This is a genomic window from Acinetobacter sp. YH12145 (assembly GCF_013418335.1).
Taxonomy (GTDB): domain Bacteria; phylum Pseudomonadota; class Gammaproteobacteria; order Pseudomonadales; family Moraxellaceae; genus Acinetobacter; species Acinetobacter amyesii.
In genome coordinates this window covers 33,000-53,953 of sequence record NZ_VPCE01000010.1, presented here as the reverse complement: position 1 = coordinate 53,953, position 20,954 = coordinate 33,000, and the positions used below count along the sequence as shown (strand labels likewise).

The 20,954-nt window shown below is 39.7% G+C and carries 8 protein-coding genes; 7 read left to right on the top strand and 1 reads right to left on the bottom strand.

Translation table 11 applies throughout. The features are described 5' to 3' along the window. The 4 genes from FTU80_RS12120 to FTU80_RS12105 form a co-directional block, all read left to right on the top strand. Positions 1-1,942 (top strand): YadA-like family protein (locus FTU80_RS12120; RefSeq protein ID WP_180085302.1); only part of this gene is annotated, 1,942 nt, incomplete at its 5' end. 27 nt (positions 1,943-1,969) lie between these two features. Then, entirely contained in the window at positions 1,970-2,845 is an 876-nt protein-coding gene (locus FTU80_RS12115; protein WP_257221508.1) for an OmpA family protein, read from the top strand. 139 nt (positions 2,846-2,984) lie between these two features. Further along, positions 2,985-3,347, top strand: a complete 363-nt coding sequence (locus FTU80_RS12110; protein WP_180085300.1) for a hypothetical protein — start codon at positions 2,985-2,987, stop codon at positions 3,345-3,347. 906 nt (positions 3,348-4,253) lie between these two features. Further along, positions 4,254-4,571: an MmoB/DmpM family protein gene (locus FTU80_RS12105; protein WP_180085298.1), complete on the top strand. Its 318-nt coding sequence runs from the start codon at positions 4,254-4,256 to the stop codon at positions 4,569-4,571. Here FTU80_RS12105 and FTU80_RS12100 read toward each other — a convergent pair. Beyond that, a complete protein-coding gene (locus tag FTU80_RS12100; RefSeq protein ID WP_180085296.1) occupies positions 4,458-5,420 on the bottom strand; it encodes a hypothetical protein in 963 nt (320 codons plus the stop codon). The two genes, FTU80_RS12105 and FTU80_RS12100, sit on opposite strands and share 114 nt — an antisense overlap. A 522-nt stretch (positions 5,421-5,942) precedes the next feature. On the opposite strand from FTU80_RS12100, the gene FTU80_RS12095 reads away from it, so the two are divergent. The 3 genes from FTU80_RS12095 to FTU80_RS12085 all read left to right on the top strand — a co-directional run bounded on the left by FTU80_RS12095 (position 5,943) and on the right by FTU80_RS12085 (position 20,938). Further along, positions 5,943-7,679 (top strand): ShlB/FhaC/HecB family hemolysin secretion/activation protein, encoded by a 1,737-nt coding sequence (locus tag FTU80_RS12095; protein WP_180085294.1) that lies wholly within the window; start codon positions 5,943-5,945, stop codon positions 7,677-7,679. A gap of 63 nt (positions 7,680-7,742) precedes the next feature. Continuing rightward, on the top strand, positions 7,743-20,585 hold the full coding sequence (locus tag FTU80_RS12090; protein WP_180085292.1) for a hemagglutinin repeat-containing protein: 12,843 nt from the start codon (positions 7,743-7,745) through the stop codon (positions 20,583-20,585). Then, positions 20,585-20,938, top strand: coding sequence for an SMI1/KNR4 family protein (locus FTU80_RS12085; protein WP_180085289.1), 354 nt, complete (start codon positions 20,585-20,587; stop codon positions 20,936-20,938). Before FTU80_RS12090 ends, FTU80_RS12085 begins: the two co-directional genes overlap by 1 nt. Positions 20,939-20,954: the final 16 nt, after the last annotated feature.

Below are 20,954 nucleotides of genomic sequence, written 5' to 3'. Positions count from 1 at the left end.
ACAACCTGGTGAAGAACAGCAAGTTGCAACACTAAATGACGGTATGAAGTTTGGTGGTAATACAGGTGACGTGATTGCGAAGAAACTCAATGAGCAATTAGATATCACTGGTGATTTAGCAGCAGACGCAGAAGCTACAGGTGCAAATCTTCGAGTTGATTCGAAAGATGGCAAGTTGAATCTAGTTATGTCGAAAGATCTTACTGATCTAAATAGTGTGACTGTAGGCGATACGGTTATCAATGGTGACAGCGTAACAACGACAAATCTCACTGCAACAGGCGAAACTAAGTTGGGTGATAGCTTCACAGTGAACAATGGCGGTGCAACATATACCGGTCCGATCACTAATGGCGATCACATTACCAATAAAACCTATGTCGATGGCAAAACAGCTTCGGCAAAAACAGAGGTAACTGAAGGCAAAAATATTTCTGTTAGCTCAGTGACAGGTGCCGACGGTCAAACGATCTATACGGTTGCAACAGAAGATGAAGTTGATTTCACTAAGGTTACTGTAGGTGATACATCAATCACAACGGATGGCCTTGAGATTGCTGGCGGTCCGAGCATTACTAAAGATGGTATTAATGCAGGCGGTAAAAAAGTTACTGATGTTGCCGATGGTGAAATTAGTGAAAATTCTAAAGACGCTGTAAATGGTAGCCAGCTATATGCACTTGGAAATAATGTTACAGAGTTGTTTGGTGGTAATGCGACATATGTAAACAACCAAATTAGCTGGAATAACATTGGCGGTACTGGTCAATCAAATATTGATGACGCGATTAAGTATGTTAATGATCAAGCAGCTAATGCGAATCAAGGTTGGATAGTTGCTACAGATTCAGGTGCATCTGCAGCAAGTACTGTGAAACCAGGGGACACCGTTAATGTTAAAGGTGATTCCGCTAGTGGTGTGACTGTTAGCAATAATGGTAATGACATTACAGTTGGTTTGAGTGATCAAATTAAAGTGGGTTCCGGTAATAACGCTGTATCTATTGATGGTAATGCAGGAACGATTGAAGTTGGCGATGTGAAAATTGATGGATCAACAGGAACCATTACTGCAGGTCAAGTTACTGTAAATGGTGATGCTGGTACCGTAAATGGTTTAACCAATACAACATGGAATCCAGACAATATTACTTCAGGTCAAGCCGCTACAGAAGATCAGCTTAAACAAGTTGCACAGAATGCTGCACAGGCTGCAGCTGCTGCAAAATCTACTGTAACAGCAGGCGATAATATTACCGTTACATCAACTCAAAATGATGATGGCAGTACAAACTATCAAGTTGCGACTAATAAAGATGTGACATTTGATTCTGTAACTGCAGGTGATGTTAATGCCAGCAAAGTATCAGTAGGTAATGTAACGATTGATCAAGCTGGTATTAATGCAGGCGGTAATAAAGTAACTAATGTAGCGGATGGTGCAATTAACTCAACATCTCAAGACGCTATCAATGGTTCGCAGTTACATGCAAGTAATACCAATATCTATAACTATTTAGGTGGTGGAGCAAATTATGAGACCAATACCGGCCCTACTTATAACGTTGGGGGTGGGACTCAACATAATGTTGGTGATGCTCTTGATGCGTTAGATCAAAGAGATAATCAATTGGATCAGAAGATTACGAACTTAGGTGATCAATTACAACAATCATTCTATACAACTAATAAACGTATTGATGATGTGGAAAAACGTGCGATGGCTGGTATTGCTGCAGCAATGTCTTTAGAAACAGCTCCATACGTTGCTGGTAAATGGACATACGCAGCAGCTGCTGCACATCATGGCGGCGAAAATGCAGTTGGTGTGACATTACGAAAAACTGCTGACAATGGTCGATGGTCATTAACTAGTGGTATAGCTGCAGCGTCGCAAGGTGATCCAAGTTTCCGTATAGGTATTAGTGGCGTGATTGACTAATTAAATGTCTATCAAAAAGCAGAGGATATGCAGGGCATATTCTCTGCAACTTATGATCAAAAATATATAGAGATTGTTATTATGAAATTGTCATTTAAGTTTTTAATTTTAAGTTCTTTAGTTTTTTTTGCTAGTCAGGGGAAAGCAATCGAAAAAATTGAAGTTACTGATGAAGTGGATTTTCCTGAAATAAAGGAAAGCTATTTAAAACAAGTTAAACGTTATGAATATGATGATGTAAGTCGTTTAGATATTGGTTTAACAAAAGATCAATTTCGCCATTTATTAGGTAATCCTCAATTTAATGAAAGTGTATTTTTTGTTAAAAAATGGAATTATGTTTTAGATATCAGAATTCCAAATACACAAAATTATAAGCGTTGTCAGCTAAGGATTGATTTTGATAAAGATTATTTAGCTGAACGTTTATCTTGGAGAGGTGAAGATTGTAATAATTTTATGTATCCATCAAATACAAATACAATTATTCAACAAATTAAAGAGCCACAAACTGAAATTTTTAATTTAAGTGCAGATGCATTATTTAAATTTGATGGTTCAACACAAAAAGATTTATTATCAAAAGGACGTATTGAGCTAAATAATTTAGCTTCAAAACTTAATACTGTTTATTCAAATGTTAGTAAAATTCATCTTGTTGGTCATACCGATAGACTAGGAAGTGAATCTTACAATGCTCAGCTTGGTTTGGCACGAGCTAGCACTGTTCGAGAATATCTAAGCCAGCATGGGATATCTAACAAAATAATTAGTTATTCAAGTATGGGCGAAAAATCACCATTAACTGACGGGTGTTTTTCAATTAAAGCAAAGGATGAATTGCATTCGTGTTTACAACCAGATAGACGAGTGACTGTAGAAATTATTGGTATTCAAAAATAATCCATTTGATTAGGGTCAAGCATATTTAGTGCTTGCCCCTAGATGTAGCTGTATGAAAAACAAAATTTCAAAATTCTCTAAATTAAATTGTTTAATTTTTAAGGATTCTAAATTTCAATTAAATTATTGTGATCTTACTATGAAAGATTCTATTACTCTTTTAAGTGTTTTTTTATTGCTTGTACTTATGGCTGATCAGCATAAGAGAAGTATAAAAATGTCGTTAAAGAAAATTGAATTTGAGTTGAAAATATCTGAGTCTAAGATTATTAATGCAATAGATTGGCTTTTAATCAATAAGATTATATTTAAATATGAATCAATTGGTACCTATCAGACCTATTTTATAAATGATTACTATTTACCTGAAGTTGATAAAAATAAATTTTATGAAAAGAGTATTTTTATTAATGCTGATAGTTTAGTTGAGTTAAAAAAAATGCGAAAAGATAAATACTCTACTTTAAAGTGGCTTGAAAAATTATTACATATGAATTGTTAATAATAGTATTATGAATACTCCTTGGTCCAAGATGTGATTTTTTATCTTGGACTTTTTTTTATTTTTATAAATAGCTTAGTTGCACAAAAGTTTGGAAGGTAAAATTATTATAAATTTTGCTAGTTTTAACCTAGTCTGACAATTACCTATTTTTTATTGTGTCTTTCAGGTTATATTGGGCTAGATACTTTTCAGCCCAAATTTATTTTTAACCAATTAAAATTTCAAGTGGTATATGACCACAATATATCTTTTCCTTGATGAATTCGCTAAGTATTATTAAATTGTAGCCAATCGTCTAGATGAGCGTATAATTCATACAACGAGATGCAAAGCTTCTTTCTAAACGTAATTAAATAAACACCTGAATATTGTTTTATAAAAGCGTTATCAAATCCCATTCGTTCATGGTGACGCAGCTTTTTTCGTCGTATGATCAATGTCATTGACTGCTATATATAATTTACAATTATTCTATACCACCTTAACACAAAACTCAGTGCCACTGTTTGTAACAAAACCAAGTATTCTAGTCATATGTTTGTACTTACAAAACAATTTTTGTATCTAGCATTGCCAGTTATAATCTTCAATAGAATTTATGGGATAGACTCGGCACCTAACGAACATTAACATCTACTTGTAGCTTCTTAAAATTGCATGAGAAATAAGATTACGATTACTAATTTTTTTTATATATCAATACATGCAAACTTAAATTTTTCTCTGCAGTTGTGTTCTTACGGTAATCCTCCCATAAATAACCGAAGTTAAAAGTAGAGGTTAAGCAGTTGCGATTTCACTCCTTAAATTGGTAGATGCCGATGAAAGTGATATTGCATTGATTGATGAAGTATTTGCAAAACGCTTAAGCAAAATTGGCTTAGTTGCAAAGGGAGCTGCCGCATGAAAAATGTATTTATGGCCTTTCAAACCAATGATGATATCCGTCCAATTATTGAAACGATAGAACAGGACAACCCTGAAGCAAAAATCGAATACTATCCGGCGATGGTGAAAATTGATGCCCCAGGTCAGCTGATTATTCGCAAAGAATCTGTCGAGGAAATTTTGGGCAGGACTTGGGATCTGCAAGAGATACACATCAATTTAATCAGTATTTCTGGAAACATTGACGAAACAGATGAGAGTTTCACAGTCGGATGGAAGGACAATAATCCTATCATTTGGGATAGGCAATGTTTGTGGTTTTGTTCCTGTTAAAGGCATAAATTGAACTACAGTTTTTTGACCAATACCAGATAATTTAACATCAATATTTTTAAATGCGATGAATCCATTTTCAGCATATATAGGGTTCAGATCTTTATATGTCTCAGGTATGGCTTTGTCATAAGTTGGCTTAACCAGTACAGACGATACTCCAATATTTAGATTAGAAAACCGCATTCCTGCCTCTAAAACTCGACCGGATACACCTCCAACGAGAAGGGGGATAATGATCATAGTTGCTAATAAAGTCAATTTTGTTTTTTTTATATTTTCATGTTGTTGAGCAAGGGACAGCTCATTATTTTCTTGAGTAAAATTGATAGGCTTCAGACGATGATCATGATAACCCGCCCAAATGACCGAAAGAAAAAATGTGGTTGCGAGTAAGCTTAAGAGAACAGTCGGATCAGAATCATATTTGTACATGATGTAAATGAACAGAACACCTAACAGAGCTAAAAGGGCATGAATCATTTCAGGTTTAACAAATTCAATAGGATCAGGAACTTCTAGTACTCCTTTGTTTAATTTATACTGTTTATAGTATTTGTGGATAAATTCAAACAATGGTTTTAAAAAGTAAGTAATGCATACGCCAAGTGATAATAAGCATACGATCATGAAACCATAAATTAAACAAAAGCTTCCAGCAAAAATGATGAAAAGTAGGCTATCACTAATGCTCACTCCTGTTGGAAAGTAATTCAGGTTGTGACAATAGAGGACGAAGCAAAGTGCGCCTAGAAAGGTACCGAGTTTAAACAATAGCGATAAATACTTGGAAAAATCATCAAGTTGAAGATTTGGTTTTGTAGTGTTTGGGGGGGCATCAAAGTTCATTCCTTACAAATAATTTTTTGGAAATAAACTATGGTGGATAGATGTAGAATAATAAATAGGTTGTTCTTTGATCTGCGACAATATAAGTCGCTAAGCTTAATTTTGTTAAAATCACTTTACCTTTAGTATCGGTTTAATTTTAACGCCTGCTAAGCCCACTGTTCAGCAAACTTTTGATCAATATGATCCATTACAAAGATCATCTTTCCATGCTTTATTTTTTTTTGTGTATTTGGTGCTCATGCTTGTGATGGTGTCAGTATAGATAAATACATCAACATGCGAAGAGTGACTTATACCGTAGAGCACACCATTAAGCCATTGAATTACAGGCATCATCGAATAAAAATTTAATTCAGTATCGAAATCATATTTATTTTTTGGGGGGGTACTGACTATTTTTAAAATGCAATCAATCATTAAAGATAATCTAAGTATAGAGTATCACTTATATTTTATGCTATTTACAAAATTTCATAGATTTGAAATAATTTAATGTGACATAAGTCACATTAAATTATTATGCAAAATTCAAAGCGATACAAATTTACTCTAACTTGTTTTATAGCAATCTTAGGTGGCATCACACATGCTGCAGAATTAAAAGATATAAATGCAGATCACCAACATAGACAACAACAACGAGATGATGCTTTAGAAAAACAATTACAACCGATTCGTGAAGTACAGACTGGGCTTGAAAAACAGCTGCAAACGCAACCTCAATTGCAATACTTAAAATCTCATAGCGAAGATATCTGTTTTGAAATAAAAAAATTCGTATTAATCGGGGAAGATGCCCGTGAATTTACCTTTGCCATGCGTCCAGTCATTCAGGGTGAATATAATTTAATTGGCCGCTGCATTGGCGTGAAAGGATTGAATCAAGCGCTGGATTTGATTCAAAACAAAATCATCAGCCGCGGCTATGTCACCACACGCGTACTGCTGCCGCAGCAAAATATTGCTTCAGGTGAAATTCAGCTGCAGGTCATTGCAGGTAAAGTTGATCAAATTCAATTTGCCGAAGGTACCTCAAAACGTGCGCATAAATTCAATGCACTGCCCCTCAAATCTGGCGATATTTTAAATGTACGTGATATTGAACAGGGCTTAGAAAACTTTAAACGTGTGCCAACTGTTGAAGCTGATTTTAAAATTCAGCCTGCTGCACAGCGCAGTGAACCAGGCTATAGCGACTTGGAGCTGGCATGGCAGCAGTCCAAACCTTACCGCATTCACTTAGGGATTGATGATGCAGGTTCAGAATCGATAGGTAAATATCAGGGCACAGCAACACTATCTTTAGACCATCTTTTAACGGCACATGACCTATTTTTTGCCAGCTATAACCATGATTTAGGCGGCGGGGATTTGGGCAAGCGCGGTACAGACGGTTATTACCTCAGCTACAGCATACCGCTGAATTATTGGCTGCTCAGTACCAGCTTAAGCCAGTCGGATTATCATCAGACTGTGGCAGGTGCCAATCAAAGCTACGAATACAGCGGCGAAAGCAGGCTGATCAGCGCAGACTTATCGCGTGTGATTTACCGTGATGCACACCGTAAAACGACCGCTTCCTTTGGCGGCTGGGCGCGTGAATCTAAAAACTTTATTGAAGATGTCGAAGTGGAGGTACAGCGCCGTCAAACAGCGGGTTGGCAGGCCAGCTTGGCGCATACCGAATATCTCTCCAATGCAACATTGAATGGCGCAGTGACCTATAAGCGCGGTACGGGTGCATTTTCAGCCATGGCGGCGCCAGAAGAAGAATTTGGTGAAGCCTATACGCATGTCGGCATTTGGCAAGCCAATGCCAGCCTGCAAGTGCCGTTCAAAGCGGGCAATCAAAACCTGCAGTATTTGGCAGAATGGCGCATGCAGCACAGCCAAAAACCGTTGACCACGCAAGACCGTTTCTCGATCGGTAACCGCTATACCGTGCGCGGTTTTGACGGTGAACAAACCTTGATGGCCGATAACGGCTTTTTAGTGCGAAATGAATTAAGTGGCTCGATTCCTAAGCTGCCAATGCAATGGTATGCGGGTATTGATTATGGCGAAGTGGGCGGGCAAACCGCTTATGAACCGAATCCTTTAGTGGGTACCAGTCTGATGGGCGCTGTCGTGGGCTTGCGCGGTCAAGTACTGAAATCAGTCAGCTATGACGTTTTTGCTGGCGCGCCGCTGAAAAAACCAGATGGCTTTAAAACGGATGATTACACTACGGGCTTTAGCCTGAACTGGATGTACTGATTTTTTAGTCCAAGCTGTTTTTTAAACATTGAAAAAAATATAAAGATTGAAGGGTAAATTGCTGTGAATAAGAATTGCTATCGTATTATTTTTAGTCAAGCGCGCGGCATGTTTATTGCTGTTGCAGAAATTGTAAAAAGCCGCAGCAAGACTACTGGGCAAAGTGAGGCCATCCGCGCTGCAGATACGCTGCAATTTACCCCTCAAACTTTAAAAAAACTCAATCCGCTGAATTTTGCTGTGGTCAGTTTATTGGGTGCAGTGGTGTATACCGTACCACTCAACAGTATCGCTAATACGCAAATTATTGCTGACAAGTCCGCGCCTAGCTCACAGCAGGCGACCATTCTGAACAGCAGTAATGGTCTCACTCAAGTCAATATTCAAACACCAAGCACTGGCGGGGTTTCCCGCAACACCTATACACAGTTTGATGTCGGGCAAGAAGGCGCGATATTAAACAACTCACGCAATAATGTGCAGACCCAGCTGGGCGGATGGGTGCAGGGCAACCCCTGGCTTGGAAAAGGCGAAGCCAAAGTTATTCTGAATGAAGTGAACAGCAGCAATCCGAGCCAACTGAAAGGCTATTTGGAAGTAGCGGGGAAGTCTGCACAAGTGGTGATAGCCAATCCATCGGGTTTGGTCTGTGACGGCTGCGGCGTGATTAATGCTGACCGCTTCAGCTTGGCTGCGGGCCAAGCCGTGGTGAATCAGGGCTATTTGGAATCATTCCGTGTACGTGATGGACAAGTGACCATTGAAGGAAAAGGCCTCAATGGCAGCTTAACGCCGTATACTGACATTTACGCACGTGCGTTGAATGTCAATGCTGGACTGTATGCCAATGAGCTGACTACGGTGCTGGGTCAAAATGATATTGATGTCAAAGACCAGACTGCGCCTAATGTTAACGCAATTAATGGTCAGTCTTCTGCACAGACTGCAAAGCCTGATTTCGCGCTGGATGTTGCACAGCTGGGCGGTATGTATGCGGGCAAAATTTTCTTGGTGGGCACAGAGCAAGGTTTGGGTGTGCGTAATGCAGGCTCGATCAATGCCTCTGAAAATCAGCTGACTTTGAATGCTAATGGTGATTTAGTCAATACAGGCAACATCATTGCGAATAAAGACCAAATTGACATCCAAGCGCATAATGTGGCGAACAGCGGCAACATCAGCAGCACAAAAAGCAAAATTCAAGTGGATGCGACAGATATTCAGAATAGTGGGTTGATTGCGACCAGTGATGAATTGAAACTTAATGCACAAGCAAACATCAATAATAATGACGGTGTAATCAATGCTGGTCGTATTGATTTGAGCGCACAGAATTTCAGCAATGACAAAGGTCAAATACAGCAAACAGGTCAGCAACAACTTAACATCACAGCGAAAACTTTAGATAATAGCCAAGGTGTGATTGGACAGGCGACTCAAGATAAGACAACTGGTACTCAAACAGGCACAACTGCACCGCCTGTGACAAACCCAGAACAAAACTCCTCTGCGCAAGATAGCAGTTCGATCACAGTTGCTGAACCGACTGATGTAACGCCAAAAACATTTGATGCAGGTCAAATTCAAATTGCGCAAGACATTCACAATGTGTCAGGACAAATTTTAAATAATGCAGATATCACACTAAATGTTCAGAACAGTATTAAGAATAATGGCGGTGAAATCCAACTGCCTGAATTGCAATTCAATGGTCAAAACTTTGAAAACCAAGCGGGTAAATTTACAGCTAAAGTGATCAATATCACTGCGCAAAATGCCAACAACCAAAAAGGTGAAATCAATGCTACAGAAAGCTTTGATTTAACTGCACAACAACTCAATAACAATCAAGGGCGCATACAAAGTGCCAAAGCACTGAATTTAACATCGAATCAAATTGACAATAGCCAAGGTCAAATACTTGCAACTGATGCTTTGATCTTGAATTCTGACAATACCAATAATACTGAAGGTGTCATTGCTTCAGTCAATGGCGATGCAACATTAAACCTCACTAGTTTAAATAACAATAATGGCGAAATTTCAGCGCAAAACGTACAACTCACTGGGCAAACATTAAATAACCAACAAGGCTCCATTCAAGCCAAAACGGGTGATTTAACCCTAAAAGTTGACCAGATTGATAATGGTCGTGCGCAAGATACAGCAGGAAATTTCACGGCTAACAAAAATCTTAGCGTCACCGCACAACAGCTGAATAGCACTGGACAAATCTATGCAGGAGATACTGCTGATTTAACGGTGAAACAACTACAGCAAGATGGTCAATTGGCAGCACTGAATAAAATCAAGGTACAGTCTGACAATATTACGAGCAACAAAGATGCAATTTGGGCATCGGGACTGGAGCAAGACGGTCAACTGAGCAATAGTACTGCAACCCTGAATATCGATGCACAACAAGTACAAATCGCGGGCACGATTTTGTCGGGTGAATCGCTTACAATCAATGCAACAAAAAGTGTTGATTTGAGCCAAAGTGCTACACAAGCCAAAAATATTCAGGCCAATACCCAAATACTGAATACATCGAATGCAAAAATCATTGCTCATCAAGAACTTGATTTAACAGCGCAACAAAGTATCAATAATCAACAAGGTCAATACAGTGCTTCGCAAATCAATATTGCTACTGCACAACTGAACAATGATCAAGGTTTGATTCAGCATACAGGGCAGAATGATTTTATTTTGAATGTTGCAGATCGGATTGATAACAATGCGGGCAAGATCATCAGTAATGCCCATACAACTGAGATCAAAACTACAAATTTAAATTCTGTTGCGGGTGAAATCCTCCATGCAGGTGATCAACAACTTAAAATCACTGCACAAAACCTACAAGGGCAACAAGGTAAAATCCAAAGTAACAGCAATTTACAACTCGAATTGGGCATTGCTAATTTAGACAATGCCACGACTGCTGCTCAGAATATTAACCTTAATGCAACAACACTGAGCCATCAACAAGGACAATTGATTCAAAGTGATGCCAATGGGCAGTTGAATCTTAATGTTGCACAGAATCTCAATAACACCGCAGGTGTGATCAGTGCAGCAGGGAACGCTACCCTCAATACGGCTGATTTAAACAACCAACAAGGTGTGATTCAAACACTGACTGGCAAAGACCTAAAGATCAGCAGTCAAAAACTCGACAACGAGTCAGGTAAGATCATTGCAGGACGTGATGCCAATTTACAAGTGAGTGAACTGAACAACGATACGGGGACAGTTTATGCCGATGGCAAATTGGATATTGTTGCAACACAAAACATCGCAAACCAACAAGGCTTAATTGCATCACAACAAGCATTGACCTTAACTGGACAAAATCTCAATAACCAAAAGGGACAAATCCAATCCGAACAAAGCGATGTTACTTTAAAGCTCGCTCAAAGTATTAATAATCAGTCAGGCAGTATTCAATCTGCACAAGTCTTGAATATACAAAGTCCACATTTAGACAACCAATCTGGGCAATTGATTTCGGGTGCAGATAGCCAACTTAACGTGGCAGAACTAAATAACCAAGCAGGTACGATTTATTCTAAAAAACAATTAGATGTAACAGTCTCAGGAACAGCGGATAATCGTGCAGGCATGTTGGCTGCTGAGCAAAACCTCAATCTAAATGCACAACAATTATTGAATAATGCAGGACAAATCCGTTCAGAAAATGCCAATACCACGCTGACTGTAGCGAAAGATATTGCCAACAATACAGGTTTGATTGCAGCGGCAAAAGATTTAAATCTGACAGCTCAAGACGTTGATTCACAAAAAGGTCAGCTGCAAGCAGGCGCCAATGCTATCGTCCAAGTGAATCATTTAGACAATACCGAAGGTGTCGTTTACGCAGCAGAACAATTACAACTCAATGCTATAGGTCAGTTGAACAATAGCAAAGGCGTAGTGGCGGCAGAACAACTGGCTGATTTAACAGTGGGTTCAGTGATCAATGATGCAGGACAAATCCGTTCACAACAAGATCAATTGAAGCTGAATGTTGAAAATGACTTGAGTAATTTGGCAGGTGAAATATCTGCAAATAAAGCGATTGAACTCAATGTCAACACACTCAGTAATCAAAATGGTAAAGTGATTGCAGGGACATCGCTCAATACAACAGCTCAGCAGATTGACAATACGACAGGGACAATCTACGCCCAAGATCAACTTAACCTGAATGTTACAGATCACCTCAATAACCAGTCAGGTACTCTAGCTGCCAATCAGAAAGTACAAGTTCAAGCGAAGAATTTAAACAACAACGCAGGCAAAATCCGTTCAGAACAAAATCAACTGGATTTAAATGTACAGCAAACCCTAGATAACCAGTCTGGTGAAATCTTTGCAGGCAGCAATGCCAAACTGAATGCGACCACACTGAACAACCAACAAGGGACCATTTACGCTAAAAATCAGCTTGATTTAACAGCAGGGCAACTGAATAACCAACAAGGACAAGTCTATGCAGCAGGTGCTGCAAATGTCACGGCACAAGGTGATATTCAAAACCAAAAAGGCGTATTGGTTGCAGGGCAAAGCCTGAATGTGCAAAGTAGTACCTTGGACAATACCGAAGGTACTTTACGTTCTGAACAAGCAGATTTAACCGTCAATGCACAAGGTCAATTGATCAACCAGCAAGGTGATATTTATGCTGCGCACAATCTCGGCATAAATAGCAATGGCTTAGTGAATACTGCTGGACAAATTGCTTCACAAAATCAATTGAATGTTGACACCAATCAACAACAACTCAGTAACCAAAGCGGTAAAATCATTGCCAAAACTGTAGATTTGAAAACAGGAACATTGGACAACCAAACAGGTTTAGTCCAAGGTGAACAATCCGTTAAAGTTGATACCCAAAATCATGCCTTGCTGAATAGTAACTCAGGCGATCAGGCAGGTATTCTCAGCCAAGGAAGCCTTGAGATTGCAAATGTTTCACAGCTGGATAATATCAGCGGTTATATTGCAGCAGTCGGCTCAGCCAATATCGCTACACAAAATCTGAATAACAATAAAGGTCAAATCAACAGTCAAACAGATTTAAGCATCCAACAGCAAAGTTCAGGTGGTCGTATTGATAACGTGGCTGGGCAAATTCAGGCACAGCAAAATGTGAACTTGAATGCAGACACGATTAATAATACTGGGGTGGGTAGCCATATTATTGCAGGTGAAAAACTGACTGCAACGGCGAACAACGTCATCAACTCACAAAATAAAGACGCAACTGTGCTGGGTGGATTAGATGCAAAAAATATTGAGGTCAATGCAACTGTACTCGATAACCAATCTGGGGTGATTCGTGGAACGGATCAAGCAAATCTAAATATTAGTAAACAACTGAGTAACCAAGCAGGTTCGATCAGTAGTTTAAATACCTTAAATATTGGAACAGCAGATAAAACCCTGAATGTAAATAACACGGGTGGTGAATTACTCGCAAAAAACCAACTCAATCTGAAAGCCAATGAGTTAATTAATAAAGGGAAAGTTATTAGTGAAGGCAATGTCGATATTGACCTAAAACAAAGCTATACCCATACCAAAGATGATCAAATCTCTGCTAACGGTACATTGAAGCTGAATACTGACAATGATTTAGTGAATCAGTCAGAATTAACAGCGGGTCAAAAAATAGAATTAAGTGCCAAAAATATTAAGAATGAAGCAGGAGCAAGCATTTCATCCAATGAAACGCATTTGACAGCACAAGATACCGTACATAACCAAGGTTTAATCAATGGTGAGTTGACGCATATTCAAGCGGATAGAGTATGGAATGATGGTGCACGTATTTATGGTACACAAGTTTCAATTCAGGCCAACACCTTAGACAATAAATCCAATACCGCAGGTACAGGTGCAGTGATTGCATCTCGTGGGGATATGGATCTAGGTATTGGAACGCTCAATAACCAATCAGGTGGTGTAGTTAAGGAAAGCGCGCGTGATAATGCATGGATTTTTAGTTCTGGTGATTTAAATATTGGCGGGAGTCTGGACGGGAATTTAAAAGCGCAAGGCAGTGCTAATACGTTGAATAACTTAAGTGCACGTATTGAGTCCCTCGCTGATATAACGTTGACCGCAAACACGATCAATAATATTAATCAGAATTTCCAGACTGAAATTGTACAGATCGGTGATGTTGAAAATAAAGTTTATATTCAACCTGAAGGTAAAACGACAAAGATTCCTAAAGAAAACTTAATTTGGAAAAGTTGGAGTAGGGCTGGCTTATATAAATACGATACAACACCGAATATTTTACCTGAAGATGTAGTGTTGGGTGAGACACCAATACCTGAGGTGGAGTCAATCAATTGTGTTGGAGAGGGGGAAGATGAAAGCTGTAATGTAAATTACAAGAAAGATGATGCTGTCTGGGCATATTTTAATATTACAGCACCATCAAAAGATGCACCTGAAGCACCTACGATGGTTGAGCCTGTGGCGCCAACTGGGCAAGCAAGTTGTGAGGCAGGTGCTGGATATGATGCCGCTGCATGTGCAGCCTATCAAACGGCCTATACACAATATGAAAAAGATAAAGAAGCGTATGTCCTTGGCTTAGCACAATATAAAAAGGATTTAGAAGCATGGGGTGAGGCGGATGAATCGGCTTATCAAGCCCTAAGTGATGCCATTGATGCTTATAATGAACAATTTAGTAATACACAAGTAAAGAAATGGACGCAATACGAAGTTAAGGAAACCCACCTAAAAAGTGAGGTTAGCCATTCGGCACCGGCAGAAATCGTTGCTGGTGGGGATATTCATCTCTATGGTGATGTCTTTAAAAACGATAAGAGCGTTGTACTAGCTGGTGGTACATTGGATGTACAACTGAATAAAGATGTAGAACAAATTGATGGCAAGGGTGTTGAAATCACCCAGCAAGCGGGCACGAGTCAGTATACCTATTCCAAATGGCGTGGTGGATTTAAACGATATCATCAGCGTAAATGGGGAGATAAAATTGCTTACAATCCAGCTGATGAAATAACAGAAATTGATTTACCTGTGAATCAGTGGCTGGGAAATGTCAAAAATCATATGTCTAATCAGAATATTTCAAATGTCACAGCTGGGACAGTAACGACTGATACGATTGCAGTGGTGGGACCAGAGCAGCAAGTGGATCGTCAGCAACAAGGTCAATCTAATCAAGTGACCGTTGATGGTGGTCAAAGCACTTCGGTAAATGGTCAAATGGCGAATGTACCTAATTCGCCGAATCAATTAGATGTGAAGTCTAAAGGTGATCAAGAAATAGACGCTGAGCAACAACAGGTTCAATCTGTTGATACGGCAAAAAATCTACAAGCAGGAGATGCAAATACTTCAGCGACCAAAGGCCAGGATGAAATCAAAATTCGTTCTGTGTCGATGGATTTCATTGATTTACCAAGCAATGCATTATTTAGTACAACCCAAGACAGTCAGGCACAATATTTAGTCGAAACAGACCCAGCATTTAGCAACTATAAAAAATGGTTATCTTCGGACTATATGTTGGATGCCATGAATATTGATCCAGCGATGAAGCAAAAACGTCTGGGTGATGGTTACTATGAACAACGCTTGGTTCAAGATCAAATTGCTCAACTGACTGGACACCGTTTCTTACAAGGCTATGGTAATGATGAAGAACAATATAAGGCATTGATGAACAATGCCTTAAGCTTTGCCAAACTTTATAACTTAAGACCTGGGGTTACATTGACTGCAGCACAGATTGCACAATTGACGACAGATATAGTTTGGTTAGAAGAAAAAACTGTCAAGCTTGCTGATGGTACAACGACGACAGCTCTTGTTCCTCAAGTCTATGTGAAGGCAAGAGCAGGAGATTTAAAAGGTGATGGCACACTGATCAGTGCAGATCAAGTCAAAATCCAAGTTGAAGGTGATGTTCTTAATAATGCAACTATTGCTGGGCGTGAAGTGATACAAATCTCAGCGGATAACATTACTCAGTTGAGTGGTCGAATGCAGGCAAACCAGATTGATTTAAAGACGACAAAAGATTTAAACAATATTGGTGGAACGATCACTGCTGTTAATTCTGCGAGTTTAAATATTGCTGGTAATTTAAACCAGCGCAGCACAACACAAAAGACAGCAAACCAAGTTGGAGAAAGTGAATTTACCCGCGAAGGATTTGATCGTAAAGCAGGGATTTATATTACAGGGGCACCGCTGAATCAAGTCAATAGTAATACAGAGAACTTAAGTACTACACTGACCATACGAGTAGGTGGAGATGCGACACTGAAAGGTTCAGAAATTGTGAACAACTCAGGTTCGAGTATTATTAAAACCGAGGGTAACTTAAATATTGGTGGTGTAAACACCTCGGTTAACAATCGTGGCTATGCAAATAAAGATAATTTCAATTACGAGAAAAAGCAGGAAGATATTGGTTCAGTGATTCAGAGTGTTGGAGATACACGCCTACAAGCTGAAAACATCACGGTGAAAGGTTCACAAATTACCAGTGAACAAGGATCGGCCATACTATCAGCCCAGCAAAATATTGATATTTCAGAGGGTCGAAAGTTATCAGATTCAGAGCAAGCATTTAAAGTTAAGGAAAAAGGTACATTAAGTACTACAGTGCGCCAAGGTCATGTACGAAACATGAGTGATGAAGCGATTACCAGTACCGTTGATGGTAAAAATGTTATTTTAGATGCAAACAATATTGATATTCGTGGCAGTAGTGTCGTTTCAGACGAGCTGACGCAAATCCAAGCGAAAGAAAAAATCAAGATCAGTGCTGCAGAAAACCAGTATGCGAATGAAGCAGAATATAGCATTAAAAAATCTGGATTTACTTCAAGTTTCTCAGATGGTGTAGCAAGTGTTGGCTATGGAAAGTCAAATATAAAACAAGATAACAAATCCCAATCAACATCGCTCACACAAAGCTTAGTGGGTAGTGTAAATGGCAATACCAACATTATTGCCGGTCAAGATTTAAATGCAGTAGCTTCAATCATAGAAGCGGGTAAAGACATCAACCTGATAGGTAAAAATGTCCACCTTGATGCTGCGGATGTCCAGCAGGACACTCAATCAAAATTTGAGAGTAAGAGTTCAGGTGTCTCGATTGGCTTCACCTATAGCGGTGTAGCGGCAGCAGCAGCCTCTGCGAAAAAGAGCCAAGACAATAATGACTTCTCGGACAGTGCAGTTGGCAAAATCATGTCCAGCGCAGAAACTGTGCGTAAAGCGACGATGGCAGCAACTACACCTGTTGTTTTCCAAGCACATAACCAAAAAACCACCAAAACTAAAGATACGAGTTCAACTCAATCTGTAGGTACAGAAGTCAAAGCTGGCGGGAATTTAAATATTATTGCCACTGAGGGGGATATCCGTAGTCAAGGCGCGAAAATCTCGGCCGAAGGCGATGCATTGCTACATGCCAAAAACAATGTTGATTTGTTAGCTACCCAAAATACTGAAAGCCAAACAGCGGACTCTAAACGTAAAGGCTTTAGTATCGACAACCGAGATCATATAGCCCCGCTTGGCGTTTATAATGACAAAGAAAAAGCCAATGGTGGTTTGGTACAAAGTGTAGGTACAGAACTTTCTGTAGGTGGCAAAACCACAATAAAAGCCGATGATGGCAGCATTAATATTGTGGGCAGTAAAGTGGTCTCTACAAATGACCTTGTCCTGAATGCGGGCAAAGACGTTAACATCAAATCAGCGCAAAACAGCTTTAACCAAAGTGAAGATAAAAAGAGCAAAGGCTGGGGAAGCGCGCAGATCTCAGATACAGAACGCTTTGACGGCTACATGGCTAACCAAAACAAGGCGAATAATGAAAGTGTTAGCCAAGAGCGCAGTCAAGTAGGCAGCTTGGATGGCAATGTCAACATTACAGCAGGTAATAACTATAACCAAAAAGTAGCCGATGTCGTTGCAGGCAAAGATATCAACATTACCGCAAAAAATATCAGCATCGTCGATGACCAGAATACCGGCAGTGACAGCCAATCGAGCAAAGACCTCAAAGTAGGTGTATTTAGCCGAATTACATCGCCGCTCATTGATTTGATTAATGCTGTAGACAATGCCGGCAAGAGTAAAGCGGATGACCGTACGCAAGCCCTGCAAGGCCTTGCGGCAGGCGCTCAAGCCTACCAAACCGCCAATACAATTAATAATGTACAAAAAGACATTGCCGCACTTGCACAAAATTCAGATGCTGTAACCTCAAAAGCGGCACTGTTTAAAGCTGAAGCAGGCATAGGCTTTAGCACCAGTAAGAACAATCAAGACAACAGCTACTCAGCATCACAAGGTAATGTACTCAATGCAGGCGGCAACATTAACCTGACCAGTACAGAGGGAGACATTCACCTTAAAAATACGCAAGTAAATGCCAAAGACAAAATCAGTCTGGATGCAGCCAAAGACATCTTACTTGAGTCTGGACAAAGCAAAGAATATGCAGATGGCAAAAATAGTAATGCAGGCGCACAAGTCGGCGTGGGTGTATCGGTAGGTGCACAAACAGGTGTCTATGTCTATGCAGAAGCAGGTTATGGTAAAGGCAGCAATCACTTAGAAAGCACCACACATAACAACACCACACTGAATGCAGACAAAATCAGCATCAAGAGCCAAGGCGATACCACGCTGAAAGGTGCACAAGCTACGGCCAACCGCATAGATGCAGATGTCGGTGGAAAGCTTAATATCATCAGCGAGCAAGATACCTTAGACCAAAACAGCAAACAAATGGGTGTAGGCGCACGAGTGCAAGTCTCGGCAGGCACAGCATGGGATGCATCGGGTAATTTCAATAACTCAAGCGCCAAAGGCAATTCAAAGAGTGTTAACGAACAAAGCGGATTATTTGCCGGGGAAGGCGGCTATCATGTCAAAGCAGATCACGTTGATTTACAAGGCGGCGCAATTGCCTCTACAGCTTCGAAAGAACACAATGACCTCACAACGAACAGTCTAAAATTCAGCAACATCGAAAATGAAAGCAGCCACAATGCAACGACCGTTGCACTGTCTGGCGGCACACGCTTTGGTGAAGAGAAGGGCAAAGACAGTACAGGTACAGAATACACCAACAATGTGAATTGGAGAGACAGCACCACATTCAGTCCGACCTTGCCACAGCAAGATAAAGACAGTGACAGCAGTACGACTTATGCCACGATCAGCGAAGGCAATATTAATATTGGCGGCAAAGATACTACAGTTCAAGAACTGGGTATCCATAGCGATATCAATACCGCGAACCAACAAGTCGCTGATATTCCTGACTTACAGGCCATCTTAGACAAGCAGAAGATTGTATCGGATGCGACATCGACGATTGTTGCGGCAACACGTACTTATAGCCAAAACAAACAAGCCGAAGCAGAAGTGCAAAAGCAAGCAGCAGAAGTAGAAGCGATAGAAAAACTCAAAGCAGAAGGCGGAGCAGATTGGGAAAAATATAACAGCACAGATGATTATGTAACGAAACAAAATCTTCTGAAAAATGCTTTACCAGCATACAAGGACGCATCAGACCAAGCGCAAACATGGGGCATGGGTGGTAATAGTAGTCGAGCATTGAATGCCGTGACCACAGCGATTACAGCAGCATTGGGTGGACAAACCGACTTACAAGTGGTGACTAATACCCTAGCACCGTATGCAGCTCAGGTGATTGGAAAAGAATTTGGTCATGGAGCGGATAAGAACACGGCAGCACAGTTGGTATCTCATGCGATCTTGGGTGCAACCCTCGCCTACATTAATGGTGGCGACCCAACTGCAGGCGGAAGTGCAGCGGTTGCGAGTGAAGCGGCAGCCAATTACTTAACTAACCAACTCGCAGAAAAATATAAAGATGATCCTAAGTACTTTGTAAATGGCGAGTTCCAAGCGAATTTACTATCAGAAGCTGAAAAAGCACAAATCCGAGATTTAACCGCAGGGATTGGCGCTGTCATTGGTGGAGCGGTAGGAGATTCAACGTATAACGCTCAGTTGGCAGGTGTGATTGGGCAGAATGCGGTGGAGAATAATGGGTTTTCGATTATTGATGAGAATTATGGAAAGGTAGTTAAAGAAAATAAAAAAGAAAAATGGTCTTGTCCGACAGGATATGTTTGTCCGATACCCGAGAAAACTTTGGGTGAAAAAACTCTATTGGTTATTAATGATTTAACAATAAGGCAGTTAGCAGCTGCTATGGGTAAAGAATATGACCCAATAACTAAGGAGCGTTTGACTCCAAAGGAAATACAAGAAGCAAAAGTTGCAATGCTTGGTTTAGGTTTTTCCAGGACTTTAAATGGTCCTATTAAATTAACGGATGAAGCAATTGAAAATATTGGGAAAAAATATGGCCCTAAGACTGCTGCTACAATTACTAATAATTTTTATCGAGATAATGATTCAATTACAGAAGCATTTAATTACGGGAAAACAATTTCCTTAGATCCAACTAAGCTTTCATTTTCTCAAGCAACTGTTTCTTATCAGAAAGGAGGAAAACATTATAATTATGAGAGTATGGTTAAAAGTATGCAAAAGGATGGATGGAATGGCGATCCTGTTGATATTGTAATCATGCCAAATGGTACAGCAACGAGTATGGATAATACTCGTATTCTTGCAGCGCGTGAAGCAAACGTAAGCGTTAAAGCTAAAGTTAGAGATTTTAATACACCTTTAACCTCTGCTGAAAAAGACCGTTTTCAGTCAGGTGGTCAAATTCCTAAGACTTGGGGGGAAGCGATCAAATTACGTATTGCAAAACAAAGTCAATTTGAAAAAGGTTGGGAAATCAAGTTCCCGCACGGTAGTATTTATGATCCTAAGGTAAGTAAATAATGAAAGTAGAGAGTTTTACACCATATTCTAGTGATATTTTGCCTCAAGGATTTAAATATCCGAGCGAGTATTTGGCATTGTCAAAAGATACTTCTTCTTTAAGTACAATACCCAATTTTCGATGGTGGTTTATTAGTTCTGAAAATGAGGGTGGTAAATTATCTTATAAGATGAGAAAAAAGAATGGTTTAAATTTAATTCCCTTTGCACGTTATTTTGATTGGGCAGCATATTTTGATGGAGAGGATACAACAGGTAATCCTATGGTTTATGTATTTGATTTAGGCGATATGCCATATCATATAATTTTTAAAGATTTTTCAGAATGGCTCGAAAAGGCTTCCACATTTTAGTGAAAGCCTCAAAATT